Raw genomic sequence first — 15,818 nt, forward strand, 5'->3', positions numbered from 1 at the left:
TCAGCGGGTTTCGTTGAAGAGTTCGCGGCCGATCAGCATCCGGCGAATCTCACTGGTGCCGGCGCCGATTTCGTACAGCTTGGCGTCGCGCAGCAGGCGGCCGGCGGGAAACTCGTTGATGTAGCCGTTGCCGCCGAGAATCTGGATCGCATCAAGGGCCATTTGCGTGGCGCGTTCGGCGCTGTAGAGGATCACCCCGGCGGCGTCCTTGCGCGTGGTTTCACCGCGCTCGCACGCCTGGGCCACGGCGTAGAGGTAGGCGCGGCTGGCGTTGAGCTGGGTGTACATGTCGGCGACCTTGCCCTGGATCAGCTGGAATTCGCCGATGCTCTGGCCGAACTGCTTGCGGTCGTGGATATAGGGCACGATCAGGTCCATGCACGCCTGCATGATCCCGGTGGGGCCACCGGAGAGCACCACGCGTTCGTAGTCCAGGCCGCTCATCAACACTTTCACGCCGCCGTTGAGGGTGCCGAGGATGTTTTCTTCGGGCACTTCCACGTCATCGAAGAACAGCTCGCAGGTGTTGGAGCCGCGCATGCCCAGCTTGTCGAACTTGTTGCTGCGGCTGAAACCCTTCCAATCGCGCTCGACGATGAACGCGGTGATGCCGTGGGCGCCTTTCTCCAGGTCGGTCTTGGCGTAGATCACGTAGGTGCTGGCGTCGGGGCCGTTGGTGATCCAGGTCTTGCTGCCGTTGAGCACGTAATGGTCGCCGCGTTTGTCGGCGCGCAGTTTCATCGACACTACGTCGGAGCCAGCATTCGGCTCGCTCATGGCCAGGGCGCCGACGTGTTCGCCGCTGATCAATTGAGGCAGGTACTTGAGTTTTTGTGCGTGATTGCCGTTGCGGTTGATCTGGTTCACGCACAGGTTGGAGTGGGCGCCGTAGGACAACGCCACCGAGGCCGACCCCCGGCTGATCTCTTCCATGGCCACCACGTGGGCCAGGTAACCCAGGCCCGCGCCGCCGTACTCTTCCGGCACGGTGATGCCCAACAGGCCCATGTCACCGAACTTGCGCCACAGGTCGGCGGGGAACAGGTTGTCGCTGTCGATCTGTGCCGCGCGAGGTGCGATTTCCTTGGCTACGAAGTGCTGCACCTGTTCGCGCAGCATGTCGATGGTTTCACCGAGGGCGAAGTTCAGGGACGGGTAACTCATGGACAGGCACCTTAATGTGAGCGTTGTTTTTGTGTGGGTGGCGCGCCAGGGGCGGGCGCTCACCTTTACGTTAACGTAAGCTTGCGTTACGGCGCTGTCAATCGTAGTTTACGTTTACGTCAACCTACAAAAAAGACAACAGGGGTCGTTATGGATCAACCGAATCAGAGCTACAGCCGTGGCTCTCAGGACAAGACCTTGCTGGCCATGACGATTGGCCAGGCGTTCGATCGCACCGTTGCGCAATTCCCCGAGGGCGAGGCCCTGGTGGTGCGCCATCAACAGCGTCGTTATACCTGGCGGCAACTGGCCGACGCCGTTGAGCTGCACGCCCGCGCCTTCCTGGCCCTGGGCATGCAGGCCGGCGACCGCCTGGGCATCTGGGCGCCCAACTGCGCCGAGTGGTGCATCAGCCAGATCGCCAGCGCCAAGCTCGGGGTGATCCTGGTCAACATCAACCCGGCGTACCGCAGCAGTGAGCTGGACTACGTGCTCAAGCAGTCGGGCTGCTCTTGGCTGGTGTGCGCCGGTTCGTTCAAGAGCTCCGACTACCACGCCATGCTCCAGGAACTGAAACCCGACCTGCGCGGCATCATCAGCCTGGACCCCAGCCCGCCTGAAGGCTTCATGCCCTGGTCGCAGTTGGCGGTGCTTGGGGCTGGCGTCCCGCCCGTGCAACTGCACACACGCCAGGCCAGCCTGCACTTCGATCAGCCCGTCAACATTCAGTACACCTCCGGCACCACCGGGTTTCCCAAGGGCGCCACCCTCAGCCACCACAACATCCTCAACAACGGCTACATGGTCGGTGAAAGCCTGGGCCTGACCGCGCAGGATCGCCTGGTGATCCCGGTGCCGCTGTATCACTGTTTCGGCATGGTGATGGGCAACCTGGGTTGCATCACCCACGGCACCACCATGATCTACCCCAATGACGGCTTCGACCCGTTACTCACGCTCACCGCCGTTGCCGAAGAACGCGCCACGGGCCTGTACGGCGTGCCGACCATGTTCATCGCCATGCTCGACCACCCACGCCGGGGCGAGCTGGACCTGGCCACCCTGCGCACTGGCATCATGGCTGGCGCCACGTGCCCCATCGAGGTGATGCGTCGGGTCATCAGCGAGTTGCACATGGGCGAGGTGCAGATCGCCTACGGCATGACCGAAACCAGCCCGGTGTCCCTGCAGACCGGTGCCAACGACGACGTGGACCGGCGCGTCACCACCGTCGGCCGCACACAGCCGCAGTTGGAAAACAAAATCATCGACGCCGATGGCAACACGGTTGCCCGCGGTGAAATCGGTGAGCTGTGCACCCGTGGCTACAGCGTGATGCTTGGCTATTGGAACAACCCTGACGGCACCCGTGAGGCCATCGACGAGGCTGGCTGGATGCACACCGGCGACCTGGCGACCATGGATGAGCACGGCTACGTGTGCATCGCCGGGCGTAACAAGGACATGATCATCCGGGGCGGCGAGAACGTGTACCCGCGCGAGCTGGAGGAGTTTTTCTTCACTCACCCTGCGGTGGCGGATGTGCAGGTCATCGGCATTCCGGATGAGCGTTATGGCGAAGAGATCGTCGCCTGGGTCAAGTTCCACCCCGGCCATGTGGCCAATGAACTGGAATTGCAAACCTGGTGCAAGGGCCGCATCGCGCACTTCAAGACTCCCAGGCATTTCAAGTTCGTGGAGGAGTTTCCGATGACGGTAACGGGCAAGATCCAGAAATTCCGCATGCGCGAGATCAGTATCGAGGAGTTGCGCAACGACCGCTAAGAGGCAGTGCATGTCTACTGCTCCGGACTGAACGGGGGGCCCTAAAGTGGCGCATTACTTCGCCACTTGAGGGTCATGCCCATGACCAGCCCCCCTATCGATCCGCCCGTGCGCCCGGTTGCCGACGACCCCAGCCCCCACGGCCGCGTGATACGGGACAACACCCCAGACTGGTACACCGAAGCGCTGGATGAGCGCAAAACCGAATTGGCCTCATTGCAACTGCGCATTCCGGACTGGTACACCCATGCCTCGACGGCTGCGAAGGACCGTCTGCGGGCGGTCCATCTGCGCAGTCGGCGTTCCTTGAATGAGCTCGATCAAATGTTCAAGCCATTCAAAGGGCCGGCGGCCTTTGCCGAGCCGTTGCTGGTGGCCGCGATTGAAAAGAAATTCGGCCAGCGCCTGGACACTCGAAAGGTATTTTTTGCCCGCAAGATGGAGCAGAAAGAATGCGAGGCCGGCCCTCAAGAGGTCTCGACCAGCCGCACCAGCACATTGGCCCCGCAATTCTATTCCTACCAAGGCAACAGCCTGTTGGGAGCGGCGCTAAATAACTTCACCCAGGATGAAGCGACTGAGCCGGTTTGCGCGGATTGCCACCTGGTCACCCGTTACGACTTTTCTCGCTCGTCACGCGTCAGGCTTCCCTCTCCAGGCGACGTCCAGTCGGTCAAGCTGAGCATCAAGGCCCACGAGTTTGCCCAACTTTGCCGGGAACTGGATCTGGGCGGCTCGTACAACGAGTATGTGCGAACCTTCATCAATAGCCGGATACATATCACCAGCACGGAAGCAGGCATCGGCAAGCTGTACAGCACGTTGATCCTCAGCCATCGGCATCAGTTGGAGTTGGCGGCAGAGATTGCCTTGATGAAGGGTGATATCCATCCCGATGGCCACCAATTGATCATCGATCTTCTGCGAAGCCAGGCACAGGTGACATGGGCGGGGGAGGAGGTCAAGTTTTCACCGTTTCGGTTATTCGCTTTCGACATCGAAAACATCCTGATCATCGGTCCGGTCGTGTGGCGGGCGAACCTCAGAAACGCCGAATTGGTCTCCCGGCCTTGCATTGTCTACATCCCGGGTGACCCCCAGTATCCACTCAAGTTATATGACGATATTGCCGCGTTTACCGACCACCTGACGACACGCCTGTGCCGGGTCGAGTACCGCACTTTCTTCAGCCAGTTTGTGCCGCTTGCCAGCCAGGATGCATTCTTCACGCGGCTCAAGGCCTTTCTGGACCCGGACGCCCGTCACGCCGACGATGTGGACTTTGTGCCCACCCAAAAGGAGCGGATCAATCGGCACGGCAGCTACGCGCCGCCATGGCGTGATGTGTGGGTGGACTGCGCGATAAGGCGCATGCAGCTGACTGTGGAAAATGCTCGCACCAGCGTGGTACCTACCCGGGATGTGGATGAGCGCGTCTACAACGCCTGGCTATGGTCATTCGGCAGCCGTGCGCTGGACATTCTCAATCTTGCCTCGTTCGTGGTGCCTTTCCTGGGGGAGGCAATGCTGATCGTCGCCGCCGTGCAGATGGCTTACGAGGTCGGCGAAGGCATTGAAGCCTGGTCACAAGACGAAACCCAAACCGCCTGGGCACACGTTTCGGCCGTGGCGCTCAACCTGGCTGGGCTGGCCGTGCCGCCTGGGCTGATGGCAGCCAAAGATGCCCCTTTCATCAAGCGCCTGGTGCATGTGGAATTCGATGGACGCAAGCGCTTGTATGCATTCGACCCCGCACACTACCTGCACCGGATAACGCTGCCTGACGGTCAACGACCCAACACCCAGGGCCTGTATCGTCATGAAGGCGAGCTGTACCTGTCGGCAGGGGGCGGCAATCACTACAAAGTCCGGGCCAGCGACGAACCCAATGAGTTCAGGCTCCTGCATCCCGATGGCGATTCACGTTATGCACCCCGAATCCAACACAACGGGGAAGGAGCCTGGGTGCATGAGTTCGAGCAGCCTTTGACTTGGGATCGTAAGACCTTGTTGCGGCGCATTGGGCATTCTGTCGATCACTTGAGCGATAGCCAATTGGAATTGGCCAGGGCGTTCAGTGGTGTGTCGGATGAAGAGTTGCGAAGCGTGTTCATCGATCATCACACGCCCGCGCCGCTGTTCAAAGACATGCTCCGACGATTTGAATGCGACAACAAATACCAAAGGGTTATCGACCAGCTAAAGCACCCGGACCCTGTGGTTTTTGGCCGGATCGACTGGCGGATGCAAGTGCAGTTTTTGATGGAAGGCGGCTTGTGGCCCGAGTCTCGGGTATTGGTGGCACTGGATGCAGGGGGGCAGCCGGTATGGCGCTCAGCCGTCCCGAACGGTTCCACTCAAGTGGTTGAACTGACGCACGAACAACTCGAGAGTGGGCTGCTGTTTCGGTCCTTTGTCCAGCAATTGACGGAGCCTGAAATTCGTCAGTTGCTGGGTGAGGAACTGATGACAGAGCGAGAAGTTGGCGAACTTTACCTGCGTACCCGAGACGTATCAGATGATGGTTGGGCTGCGCATTCCCAGACCCGGGAAGATGAAAGCGCCGATCCGTTGAGGCAGCACTTACGCAGGCCGTATGCAAGGTTCGTGAGGTATCGAGACCGTTTGCTGAGCGCGGCTAATAGCAACAGAGACAAACTAGTCAAGCGTGAAATAGCAGGCGGTGATGTTTCCAACGACGCCAATGTTCAACTGATCCAGCGCGACTTCCCCGGCTTGCCTAAATTGGCCGCCGAAGAAATGGTGGCCCATGCCAACGCTCAGGAGCTGGCCCGCATGAGGTCCGCGTCGCGTCTACCACAACGTTTGGCCGAGGAAGCGCGTGTGTACCTGCAGAAGGCGCGGGTCATGCGGGCGCAGGCTGACCTTCTCTTCGACAACCCGCTCACACTGGACGGCGTGCACCTGGCATTGCACAAGATGGCCGCTATCCCCGGGTTGCTCAATGAGACGTGTATCGAGCTCCGGTCGGGTACTTACGACGGCGCCTTGCTGGACAGAGTGGGCGATGTCAGCGGCGCTCGGCAGCTTCGTCTTATCCACACCGATTTGACGGAATGGAAGCTCTGCAGCGGCCCGGAAAAGGTCGAGTACTGGCGCCGCGACAAGGATGCCTTTTTCAATGCCCTCTGGATGGCGAGCAGTGGCGAATTCACCGGTTGGGCAGTCTTCAACGCGGCTGCGCAACGGTTGAAGAGGCAGCTGGCAGAACAGCCTCTGAGTGAGTTGCAAAGCCGGCGAGCACTTGGCTTGCAAGCGATCAAGCCCGGTTTCAAATCACCCATGCGCCTGGCTGACGGGCGCGTGGGCTATCCGCTCAGTCCATTGGGCGGCGCGACTGAGCGTCCCTGGGTGTGCAGGATGAAAGCACTGTCGCTTTATCCGTCAAAATCCATGCAAGAGATCGAGACGATGCTCGGCCTTGAGGGGGTGGGTGACAGTGTGCTCCTGGCGAAGCTGAACCAGCTCGAAGAAGAATTTGTCGCGCTGGATCAAGCGCTGGTCAGTTGGCAGCAGGCAGGGGAAGCGGGCTACGCGAGCGCCAGGCGCAGAGTGTCGGGGACCATCAAGGCAGCCTGGCGCAGAACGGGTACACAGGCATTGGCAGGGGACCAGACACCGATCGGCTACGTGCTGGATCTTTCGGATGAAAGCGTGGGCGAGCTGCCAGCGCTCAACGCCAACATGGATCACGTGGGGCACCTGGTTCTGCGTCGAATGGCGCTATCGGATGCTTCGCAGCCGTTCCTGCATGCCTTCGGCGGTTTGCGCTGGCTGAACATGAGTGACAACAACCTGACGCAACTGCCGGACTTCGCCAATGACGGCGCCGGGCTGACCAAGCTCAATTTGAGCGGTAATGACATTCAACTGACCGAACACAGCCGCCTGCGCCTGGAAGGGATGCAGAGCCTGAAGATTCTCAAGCTTGGCGGCAATCGTCGCCTGGGCTGGCGGGCGGATTTGCGCAGGTTGCGAAACCTCAACCAGCTTTATCTACCAGACACCGGCACAACTGCATTTCCTGCAGGCGCCGAACAATTGCCTAATCTGGCCCGCATTGATCTGCATTCAAACCAGATCACCACGTTGCCTGAATACGCGTACCAGCATCTGGAACGTATCAATGTGCATGACAATCCCTTGTCGGCGGCAACGCTCGCCCGGCTGGATCAGCGTTTTAACCCGGTGCAGTGGGATGAGCACATCTCCGTGGACGAAGCACGGGGCTTATGGCTGGAGGGAGTGTCGGCGACCGAGCTGGCACGGCGCGGTGAGGTTTGGGATGAACTGCGGGGCAGCCCCGAATCGGCGGCTTTTTTTGCAGTGGTGGCCGACATCACCCGCAGCGCCGAGTACGCCAGCGAGGTGACTCGCCCGGTACTGGCTGAGCGGGTGTGGGACATGCTGACGGCGGCGAGTGAACACCAGGCTATTCGCGAAGCGTTATTCACCGCTGCCGATGATCGGGTGACCTGTGGTGATGGCAGTTCGGTCGAGTTCATGAACCTTGAAAGTGAGCTGATGGGGGCGAGGGCCGTTGAACGGGCAGAAACGGACAATGCCGAAGGCGCGCTGATCGCCACCGCCAGGCAGCTGTTTCGTTTAGCGTTGGTCGACGCCATTGCTCTACGCGATGTTGCGGCAAGAGGGCCAGGGTTTACCGAGCAGGTTGAAGTCGTATTGGCTTATCGAACGCGGCTTGCCGACTCGCTGGAATTGCCAGTCAGATCCCGCGGCATGTTGTTTCCACAACAGGCCAACGTGGCCCAGGCGACGCTTGATGCAGCGTATGGGCAGGTACTCCGGGATGAGCGCAACTCTGTGCTCGAGGAGGATTTTTTTGTCGGGCGCACGTTCTGGGAGACGCACCTGCGTACCCGTTATTCGCAAGCGCTGAGCGCGCTGATGGCTCCTGAGCTTGACGTGATTGATGAGAAAAGTGCGGCTTTGTTCGAACTCTCGGACTTGCAAGGCCAGCCGGACGCAGGAGAGGACTGGCAGGCCAGGCACGGTGCGGCAGCGGACCACCTGGCGGGACTGTTGGGTAAACGCAGGGATGAAATCCTGGTGAACGGCTCGATGCAAAGCGCATTTTATGAGCGAGAACTCAACAGCTTGGGCGCTGAGCGCCACCTGTTGGAGCAGCGAGCCTTGAAAACCTTGACGCGCAGGGTACTGAACAACTTCGCGGCCACGAGCGGGACCGCCCTCTGAATTAAAGGGACAGACAGCACAAAGGGGACCCGAGGGTCCCCTTTAATTTGTCGTTGCGTGCTCTTTTTTTATTATTGAGGGGCGGCCTGTTGTTGTTTTTGGCAGCCGTGACCCTTTACCGCTGTTTTTGGCGACCCCCATCCGGGGTCAAGAGCAAACGTATTTTTTTGAGCGCTGATCTGCTTCTTCGCACGCGATCCAACCAGTGGGTAGCTACCTTGAGGTAGTTTTGTTCTTCTCTAACCGGTTGCGGGTTTCGGCACGCCGTACCCTGCGAAGCACATCTTCTCCAAAAAAATCTGTTAGCTGCGTCTCTGCCGTGTTGTTCTTGTTATGTCAGAGTCGTTTCGTCTTATTTTTATTAGGTTTGGCGCTTTTTATTCTTGTTATGCCATAGAGATAGCAGAAGCCGTGCCAACTTTTAAAATTCCTTTAAAATCAATGAGTTGATTTTTATGTAGGGTTTGGCCTACGGCAAATGCGACAAAATATGTTCCCGTGTTACTCGTTATGTAAGGCGGCGGTAACACATTGTCACGACTAAGCTACTCAACCGGCGTTACGTGCCTTGGCCACGCGCGAGCCGGTAGGCCGGCCCAGCACGTTGCTGATCTCCTGGCCCGCGCCAATCAAGGCCTCCAGGTCGATACCGGTCTCGATACCCAAGCCATTGAGCAGGTACACCACGTCTTCGGTGGCGACGTTACCGCTGGCACCCTTGGCGTAGGGGCAGCCGCCGAGGCCCGCGATAGAGCTGTCGAACACGTTGATACCCTCCAGCAGGCTGGCGTAGATATTGGCGATGGCCTGGCCGTAGGTGTCATGGAAGTGACCGGCCAGCTTGTCCCTGGGCACCTGTGCACCGACGATCTCGAACAAGCTGCGTGTGGCACCCGCCGTGCCGGTGCCGATGGTGTCGCCCAGTGAGACTTCATAGCAGCCCATGGCGTACAGCTCGCGGGCGACGGCCGCGACCTGTTGCGGTGCGACTTGGCCTTCGCAAGGGCAACCCAACACACAGGACACATACCCACGCACGCTGACGCCGTGTTGTTTGGCGGCCGCCATGATCGGCGCGAATCGCTCCAGGCTTTCACTGATGGAGCAATTGATATTGCGCTGGGAAAACGCCTCGGAGGCCGCCGCAAACACGGCCACTTCCTTGACCCCGGCCGCCAGCGCGTCTTCAAACCCCCGCAGGTTCGGCGCGAGGGCGCCGTAGGTCACCCCGGGCTTGCGCTGGATCTGCGCAAACACCTCGGCGGAGCCGGCCATCTGTGGCACCCACTTGGGTGACACGAAGCTGCCGACTTCGATGTAACCCAGGCCCGCCGCGCTGAGGGCGTCCACCAGTCGAACCTTGTCGGCCACGCTGATGGGCTGGGCTTCGTTCTGCAAACCGTCGCGCGGGCCGACTTCAACCAGGCGCACATGGGAGGGGAGGGACATGGCAGTTACCTTCTGATCAATGGCCAACCTGGCTCATGGTGTGGGCCAGGGCCTGGGTGCAGCGCTCTTCGGCGGTGTCCAGTTCCAGCTTCATCTGTTCGATGTCCAGCAGCTGTTGCTCCAACTGCTCGCGGCGCTCGGCGATCTTGGCCAGCATGCTGTTGAGCTGGATGTGGTTGCCGCTGGTGGGGTCGTAGAGTTCGATCAGCTCGCGGCACTCGGCCAGCGAGAAACCGATGCGCTTGCCGCGCAGGATCAGCTTGAGGCTGACCTTGTCCCGCGCCGAATAGATGCGCTCCTGGCCCCGACGCTCGGGGCTCAGCAGGCCTTGTTCTTCGTAGAAGCGGATGGCGCGGGTGGTGATGTCGAGCTCGCGGGCGAGGTCGGAGATGCTGTAGGTGGTGCTCATGGCGGCGCTCAAGAAGGTCTTGAGCGCTAGGCTAGTGTCTGGTTGACGTTAACGTCAAGCACCCCTCTGTAGGAGCCGGCTTGCCGGCGATGCTCGTCAACGATGACGCTGGCTACCTGACTACGCGCGGTGGCAGCGAGATTTTCGCCGGCAAGCCGGCTCCTACAGGGGGCGTGAGGGGTTTCAAGCCTGTTTGCCATCGAGTTTCTTTTCATGGGCCGTCACTTGCTGGCACAGCTCGATCATCTGCTCGCGCATCCAGCGGTTCGCCGGGTCCTGGTCGGTGCTTTCGTGCCAGTACAGGTGGGTTTCCACCGGTGGCACGTCATTGACCGGCAAGTTGAACCAGTGCAGTTCATGACGACGGGCGAAGCGCTCGGGCACGGTCATCACCATGTCGGTCTGTTGCAACACCTGCGAGGCCATCAAGTAATGCTGGGAGCGCAGGGCGATCTTGCGTTGCAGGCCCATCTTGCCCAGTGCCAGGTCGACATGGCCGAGGCCGTTGCGGCGGCTGGAAATATGGATGTGGGTCAGCCCCAAATAATCATCGAGGGTCAGTTTGTCCTTGCTCGCCAGCGGATGGCCCTTGCGCATGGCGCACACGTAGCGGTCTTCCATCAGCTTGACGTGGCGCACCTGCGGGTCGGTGTTGAGCGGTGCATCCACGGCAAAGTCCAGGCGCCCGGCCGCCAGTTCCTTGGTGGTTTCGCGGCGTTTGGACAAAAAGCTCTCGATCACCACCGTCGGCGCCAGGCGGCGCAGGCGCTGGAACAGCAGCGGCAGGATCACCGCCTCGGTCAGGTCGGTCATGCTGATGCGGTAGGTCTTGGCCGCCTGCTGCGGGTTGAAGATGCGGCTTTCCTGCACCGACACCCGCAGCAACGACAACGCGTTGCGCACCGGGCCGATGATGTTCTGCGCCATGGGTGTGGGCACCATGCCTTGGGCGGTGCGCACGAACAGCGGGTCGTTGAAGGTCTCGCGCAGGCGGGCCAGAGCGTTGGACACCGCCGGCTGGGTGATGCCGACGATCTGCCCGGCGCGGGTCAGGTTGGCTTCGGTGTAGATCGCGTCAAAGACGATGAAGAGGTTCAGGTCGACCTTGCTCAGATTCATTTCGTTGCGCTCTTATTGTTAGGTGTCCATACGCCGATCATATATCGGTGATGAATGTTAATACACGCCGAGAATAGGCTAGGTAAATTATCAGCGCTGTTCTAGCATCGATTGCATGACCTAAACAACCTCTCAGAGAAGGGAGCTGCTCATGGATTTCGCCTATTCGCCCAAGGTTCAGGAACTGCGTGAACGCGTCACTGCGTTCATGGATGCTTACGTTTACCCGGCCGAGCCGGTGTTCGAACGCCAGGTCAGCGAAGGCGACCGCTGGCAGCCCACCGCAATCATGGAAGAGCTGAAAGCCAAGGCCAAAGCCGAAGGTCTGTGGAACCTGTTCCTGCCCGAATCCGAACTGGGCGCGGGCCTGACCAACCTTGAGTACGCACCGCTGGCCGAGATCATGGGCCGTTCGCTGCTGGGCCCGGAGCCGTTCAACTGCTCCGCCCCCGACACCGGCAACATGGAAGTGCTGGTGCGCTATGCCAATGAAGAACAGAAACAACGCTGGCTGGAGCCGCTGCTGCGCGGCGAGATTCGCTCGGCGTTCGCCATGACCGAGCCGGACGTGGCTTCTTCCGACGCCACCAACATGGCCGCCCGCGCCGAACGCCAGGGCGACGAGTGGGTGATCAACGGCAAAAAGTGGTGGACCTCCGGCGCCTGCGACCCGCGCTGCAAGATCCTGATCTTCATGGGCCTGAGCAACCCGGACGCGCCGCGCCACCAGCAGCACTCGATGATCCTGGTGCCGGTGGACACGCCTGGCGTGAAGATCGTGCGCCCGCTGCCGGTGTTTGGTTACGACGACGCGCCCCACGGCCACGCTGAAGTGCTGTTCGACAATGTGCGCGTGCCTTACGAAAACGTGCTGCTGGGTGAAGGCCGCGGTTTTGAAATCGCCCAGGGCCGCCTTGGCCCAGGCCGTATCCACCACTGCATGCGTTCCATCGGCATGGCCGAGCGCGCGCTGGAACTGATGTGCAAGCGCTCCGTCAGCCGCACCGCGTTCGGCAAGCCCTTGGCACGCCTGGGCGGCAATATCGACAAGATCGCTGACTCGCGCATGGAAATCGACATGGCCCGCCTACTCACCCTGAAAGCGGCGTACATGATGGATACCGTGGGTAACAAGGTGGCGAAAAGCGAAATCGCCCAGATCAAGGTGGTGGCGCCGAACGTGGCGTTAAAGGTGATCGACCGCGCGATCCAGATCCATGGCGGCGCCGGGGTGTCCAACGACTTCCCGCTGGCCTACATGTACGCCATGCAACGCACCCTGCGCCTGGCCGACGGCCCCGACGAAGTGCACCGTGCGGCGATCGGCAAGTTTGAGATTGGCAAATATGTGCCTAAAGAGCTGATGCGCAGCGGCCAGTAACACCGCGTCGCCTGCATCGCGGGCAAGCCCGGCTCCCACACGGTCAACTGTGGGAGCCGGGCTTGCCCGCGATGAGGCCGGTTTGAACAATACAACCCTCAAGGTCAGTAGACCCACACCTCCACCCGCCGATTCTTGATCCGCCCCTCATCCGCCGTATTCGCCGCCACCGGCATCTGCGCGCCAAAGCCCTGGATATCGCGCAGCACCACACCGTTCTTCACCAGCTCACGACGCACCGCCATGCCGCGCAATTTCGACAGCAACGCCGCGCGCTGCGGGTCGTTCTTGGCATCGCCAAAACCCACCAGCGTGACCTGCTTGTCGAGCTTGCCGTGGGTTTTCAGGTAAGCCACCACCCGCTGCAGGTCCTGGCGCGCCTTGTTGTCCAGGCTCGCGCTGCCTTCTTCGAATCGGAAATTCACACTCAGGCGCTGGGCCTCACGGGCGATCGCCTGATATTCCGTCGGCATCGACGCACGCGGCTCCACGCCCATGGCCTGCACCTGCTGCGCGATAAACCCATTGGCCGCCACGATCGCCTGGCCCTTGCTGCTCTGGGCGAAGTTCACCAGCGCCTTGGCCCACGGGTTATGGCTCGACGGTGGCAGGTAAAAGAACAAGCGGCGCGACAGCGGGTAATCCTCGGTCGCGATCAGGCTGTTGAGCGGCAACATCGGTTGCGAGTCGCCGTCGACAATCGCCACCGCCTTGGCCTGGCGCACGTAGGGCAGGCCGATAAAACCGATGCCCTGAGGATCCTGGCTGACCGCGTCGGACAATTGCTCGCTGGATTCAAAACGCTTGGCCGACGGCGCAAGGGGTTTGCCACGCAGGCGCAGGACCAGGTCCTTGAAGGTGTCGTAGGTGCCGGACTGGTCATCCCGCGCATACAGATGAATGGCCCCGCCGACGCCGCCCAGAGCTTCCCAGGTGCTGATTTCACCGTTGAAGATCTGTGCCAGTTGCTCGGTGTTCAGGGTGTTCAAGGGGTTTTGCGGGTTCAGAATGATCGCCAAGCCGTCGATGGCGATCACCTGCTCGGCCTCGGGGCTTTTCAGGTCGCCGAGGGGTTCAAGGTCGACCAGCTCCGTGTCCTTGATCGGACGGGACGAGGCCGCGAGGTCCGCCGTGGCTTTTTTCAGCGCGCTGAAACCGGTGCTGGAGCCGTGGGCGGCTACCTCGATCGTCACCGTCTTGCCCGCGCGGGTTTTGCCGACCACGCGTTGTTCATTGGCACCGTCGGCCGGTTCGCTGTGCACGCCTTGCAGGCCCTGGTGCTCCATCAATCCTTTGACCAATGCCGGCCCCAGTGCTGCGCCGATGGTATTGGAGCCCTGCACGCGTAGCGCGGGGCCTTGATCGGGAGCGGGAAGGGGGGCAGACACAGCGAACAGGGGATACAGCACCAGCAGGAACAGAACGCGCAGCCTCATGCCGGCACCTTCTCAAGCCAAAGGGAGTGCCGCGAGAATAAGTCAGGCAGGTTGCAACAATATGACGCTCAACTGTAGGAGCCGGCTTGCCGGCGATGAGGCCCTTGAGGCTTATACAAGTCGCTCGGCCGCTATCGCCGGCAAGCCGGCTCCTACGGGGGATGGTGTTGTTAGCTCAGTTCAAGCCAGATCGGTGCATGGTCCGATGGTTTTTCCAGCCCGCGTAGTTCGTAATCCACCCCCGCATCCTTGACCCGCGACACCAGGCCGTTGGATGCCAGGATCACGTCAATGCGCAGTCCACGCTTGGGCTCGTCCTCGAAACCACGGCTGCGGTAGTCGAACCAGCTGAAACGGTCGGCCACCGCCGGGTTGAGGTGACGGAAGCTGTCCACCAGGCCCCAGTTTTTCAGGCGGGCCATCCACTCGCGCTCTTCGGGCAGGAAGCTGCACTTGCCGGTCTTGAGCCAGCGCTTGGCATTGTCGGCGCCGATGCCGATGTCGATGTCTTCGGGGGAGATGTTGATGTCGCCCATCACCACCAGCGCCTGCTCATTGCTGAACTGGCTTTCCAGCAATTGCTGCAGGTCTTCGTAGAAGCGCTGCTTGGCCGGGAACTTGGTGGGGTGGTCGCGGCTTTCGCCCTGGGGGAAGTAGCCGTTCATGATGGTAATCGGGTGGCCGTTTTCATCGGCGAACGTGCCCCAGATAAACCGACGCTGGGCGTCTTCTTCATCGCTGGCAAAGCCTTTGTGCACGCTCAAGGCTTCTTTGCGCGAGAGCAGGGCCACGCCGTAGTGGCCTTTCTGGCCGTGGTAATACACGTGATAGCCCAAGGCCTGTACTTCGGCCAGGGGGAACTGGTCGTCGTGGACCTTGGTTTCCTGCAGGCCGATGACGTCCGGTTGGTGTTTTTCGATCAGCGCCGCCAGCTGATGAGGGCGGGCGCGCAGCCCGTTGATATTGAAAGAGACGATTTTCATGGTCGGCAGTCCAGTCTGGCAAAAGGGCGATGCTAGCCGACAAGTCGGACGGGAGCCAGCGTGGCGGTAGGGCAGATGCGCTGCTAATGTCTGGGAACGACTCGTTCCGTGCAGGTTCGTACCCATAAGAACGCCATCTTTTTCAGTGGCGCCCAGGGAGATTGACCGTATGCCTGAAACTTCGACTGCCGTTGCCGAAATCCGCCTGCTCAACAGCGGCTATTCCCGTGAAGCGCGCTCCTTGCTGTATCAGGCTTACCGGCATGAGCCGACCTTTGCCTACATCTTCGAAGCCGAGCGTCCCGGCTATGAACAGCGGGTGCGTGCCACGGTGCGCGAGTTGGTCAAGCAGCATTTTTTCCAGAAGCTGCCCGCCCTCGGCCTGTTCGTCAACGACCGCCTCATCGGCATCGCCCTGATCGCGCCACCGCAACGACGCCTGGGCATCACCGAAAGCTGGGCCTGGCAGATTCGCATGTGGCTGAGCACCGGTGTGCGCGGCACGCGGCGTTACCTCGACTACCATCACGCGGTGCTGGCCTGCCTGCCGAGCGAGTCGGTGCATGTACTGCCGCTGTTGGGCATCCACCCGCAATTCCAGGGCAAGCACTACGGCGAGCAGTTGTTGGAAGCGGTGCACAACTGGTGTGCCGAAGACCCGCATTCCTCAGGCGTGGTGCTCGATACCGGCAACTCGCGCTACCTGGAGTTCTACAAACGCCAGGGCTACCAGGAAATTGGTGAAGTAGCTGTAGGACCGGTGCTTGAGCACGTGTTTTTTCATCCCAACCCCCAGTCGTTACAGGCTAAAACGGCTTAGGACAGAATTATTCAGACAATTCCCAATTCAAAGA

The 15,818-nt window shown here is 60.7% G+C and carries 10 protein-coding genes; 4 read left to right on the forward strand and 6 right to left on the reverse strand.

The annotated features are described in order from the left end of the window. Positions 1 to 1,164: an isovaleryl-CoA dehydrogenase gene (locus AC07OV_RS17660; protein ID WP_495092664.1), complete on the reverse strand. Its 1,164-nt coding sequence runs from the start codon at positions 1,162 to 1,164 to the stop codon at positions 1 to 3. A 150-nt stretch (positions 1,165 to 1,314) separates the two neighbouring features. Between AC07OV_RS17660 and AC07OV_RS17665 the strand changes: the two genes are divergently transcribed. Together AC07OV_RS17665 and AC07OV_RS17670 are read left to right on the forward strand one after the other, a co-directional pair. Continuing rightward, entirely contained in the window at positions 1,315 to 2,949 is a 1,635-nt protein-coding gene (locus AC07OV_RS17665) for an AMP-binding protein (RefSeq protein ID WP_495092665.1), read from the forward strand. Positions 2,950 to 3,030: 81 nt separating this feature from the next. After that, on the forward strand, positions 3,031 to 8,187 hold the full coding sequence (locus tag AC07OV_RS17670) for an NEL-type E3 ubiquitin ligase domain-containing protein (protein ID WP_495092666.1): 5,157 nt from the start codon (positions 3,031 to 3,033) through the stop codon (positions 8,185 to 8,187). Between the two features lie 549 nt (positions 8,188 to 8,736). Here the strand turns inward: AC07OV_RS17670 and AC07OV_RS17675 are convergent. The 3 genes from AC07OV_RS17675 to AC07OV_RS17685 form a co-directional block, all read right to left on the reverse strand. Beyond that, a complete protein-coding gene (locus AC07OV_RS17675; RefSeq protein WP_495092667.1) occupies positions 8,737 to 9,636 on the reverse strand; it encodes a hydroxymethylglutaryl-CoA lyase in 900 nt (299 codons plus the stop codon). A 16-nt stretch (positions 9,637 to 9,652) separates the two neighbouring features. Beyond that, on the reverse strand, positions 9,653 to 10,045 hold the full coding sequence (locus AC07OV_RS17680; RefSeq protein ID WP_176998861.1) for a MerR family transcriptional regulator: 393 nt from the start codon (positions 10,043 to 10,045) through the stop codon (positions 9,653 to 9,655). A 183-nt stretch (positions 10,046 to 10,228) separates the two neighbouring features. Further along, positions 10,229 to 11,164, reverse strand: coding sequence for a LysR family transcriptional regulator (locus AC07OV_RS17685; protein WP_176998860.1), 936 nt, complete (start codon positions 11,162 to 11,164; stop codon positions 10,229 to 10,231). Between the two features lie 151 nt (positions 11,165 to 11,315). Between AC07OV_RS17685 and AC07OV_RS17690 the strand changes: the two genes are divergently transcribed. Then, positions 11,316 to 12,545 carry an acyl-CoA dehydrogenase gene (locus AC07OV_RS17690; RefSeq protein ID WP_028616890.1) on the forward strand — a complete coding sequence of 410 codons (1,230 nt, stop codon included), beginning with the start codon at positions 11,316 to 11,318 and terminating at the stop codon, positions 12,543 to 12,545. A gap of 104 nt (positions 12,546 to 12,649) precedes the next feature. Here AC07OV_RS17690 and AC07OV_RS17695 read toward each other — a convergent pair whose 3' ends face one another. Both AC07OV_RS17695 and xthA read right to left on the reverse strand, forming a co-directional pair. After that, the gene (locus AC07OV_RS17695; protein ID WP_495092668.1) at positions 12,650 to 13,981 is read right to left on the reverse strand and encodes a substrate-binding domain-containing protein; all 1,332 of its coding nucleotides are present in this window, start codon (positions 13,979 to 13,981) and stop codon (positions 12,650 to 12,652) included. Between the two features lie 170 nt (positions 13,982 to 14,151). Further along, positions 14,152 to 14,964, reverse strand: coding sequence for an exodeoxyribonuclease III (gene xthA, locus AC07OV_RS17700; protein WP_176998858.1), 813 nt, complete (start codon positions 14,962 to 14,964; stop codon positions 14,152 to 14,154). 169 nt (positions 14,965 to 15,133) lie between these two features. On the opposite strand from xthA, the gene AC07OV_RS17705 reads away from it, so the two are divergent. Continuing rightward, the gene (locus tag AC07OV_RS17705; protein WP_494996434.1) at positions 15,134 to 15,784 is read left to right on the forward strand and encodes a GNAT family N-acetyltransferase; all 651 of its coding nucleotides are present in this window, start codon (positions 15,134 to 15,136) and stop codon (positions 15,782 to 15,784) included. Positions 15,785 to 15,818: the final 34 nt, after the last annotated feature.

This window comes from Pseudomonas sp. GW821-FHT09A09, from assembly GCF_059418405.1.

Coding starts and splice junctions, on each gene's coding strand:
- AC07OV_RS17660 (WP_495092664.1), bottom strand. CDS start 1,164: ATGAGTTACCCGTCCCTGAACTTCGCCCTCGGTGAAACCATCGACATG.
- AC07OV_RS17665 (WP_495092665.1), top strand. CDS start 1,315: ATGGATCAACCGAATCAGAGCTACAGCCGTGGCTCTCAGGACAAGACC.
- AC07OV_RS17670 (WP_495092666.1), top strand. CDS start 3,031: ATGACCAGCCCCCCTATCGATCCGCCCGTGCGCCCGGTTGCCGACGAC.
- AC07OV_RS17675 (WP_495092667.1), bottom strand. CDS start 9,636: ATGTCCCTCCCCTCCCATGTGCGCCTGGTTGAAGTCGGCCCGCGCGAC.
- AC07OV_RS17680 (WP_176998861.1), bottom strand. CDS start 10,045: ATGAGCACCACCTACAGCATCTCCGACCTCGCCCGCGAGCTCGACATC.
- AC07OV_RS17685 (WP_176998860.1), bottom strand. CDS start 11,164: ATGAATCTGAGCAAGGTCGACCTGAACCTCTTCATCGTCTTTGACGCG.
- AC07OV_RS17690 (WP_028616890.1), top strand. CDS start 11,316: ATGGATTTCGCCTATTCGCCCAAGGTTCAGGAACTGCGTGAACGCGTC.
- AC07OV_RS17695 (WP_495092668.1), bottom strand. CDS start 13,981: ATGAGGCTGCGCGTTCTGTTCCTGCTGGTGCTGTATCCCCTGTTCGCT.
- xthA (WP_176998858.1), bottom strand. CDS start 14,964: ATGAAAATCGTCTCTTTCAATATCAACGGGCTGCGCGCCCGCCCTCAT.
- AC07OV_RS17705 (WP_494996434.1), top strand. CDS start 15,134: ATGCCTGAAACTTCGACTGCCGTTGCCGAAATCCGCCTGCTCAACAGC.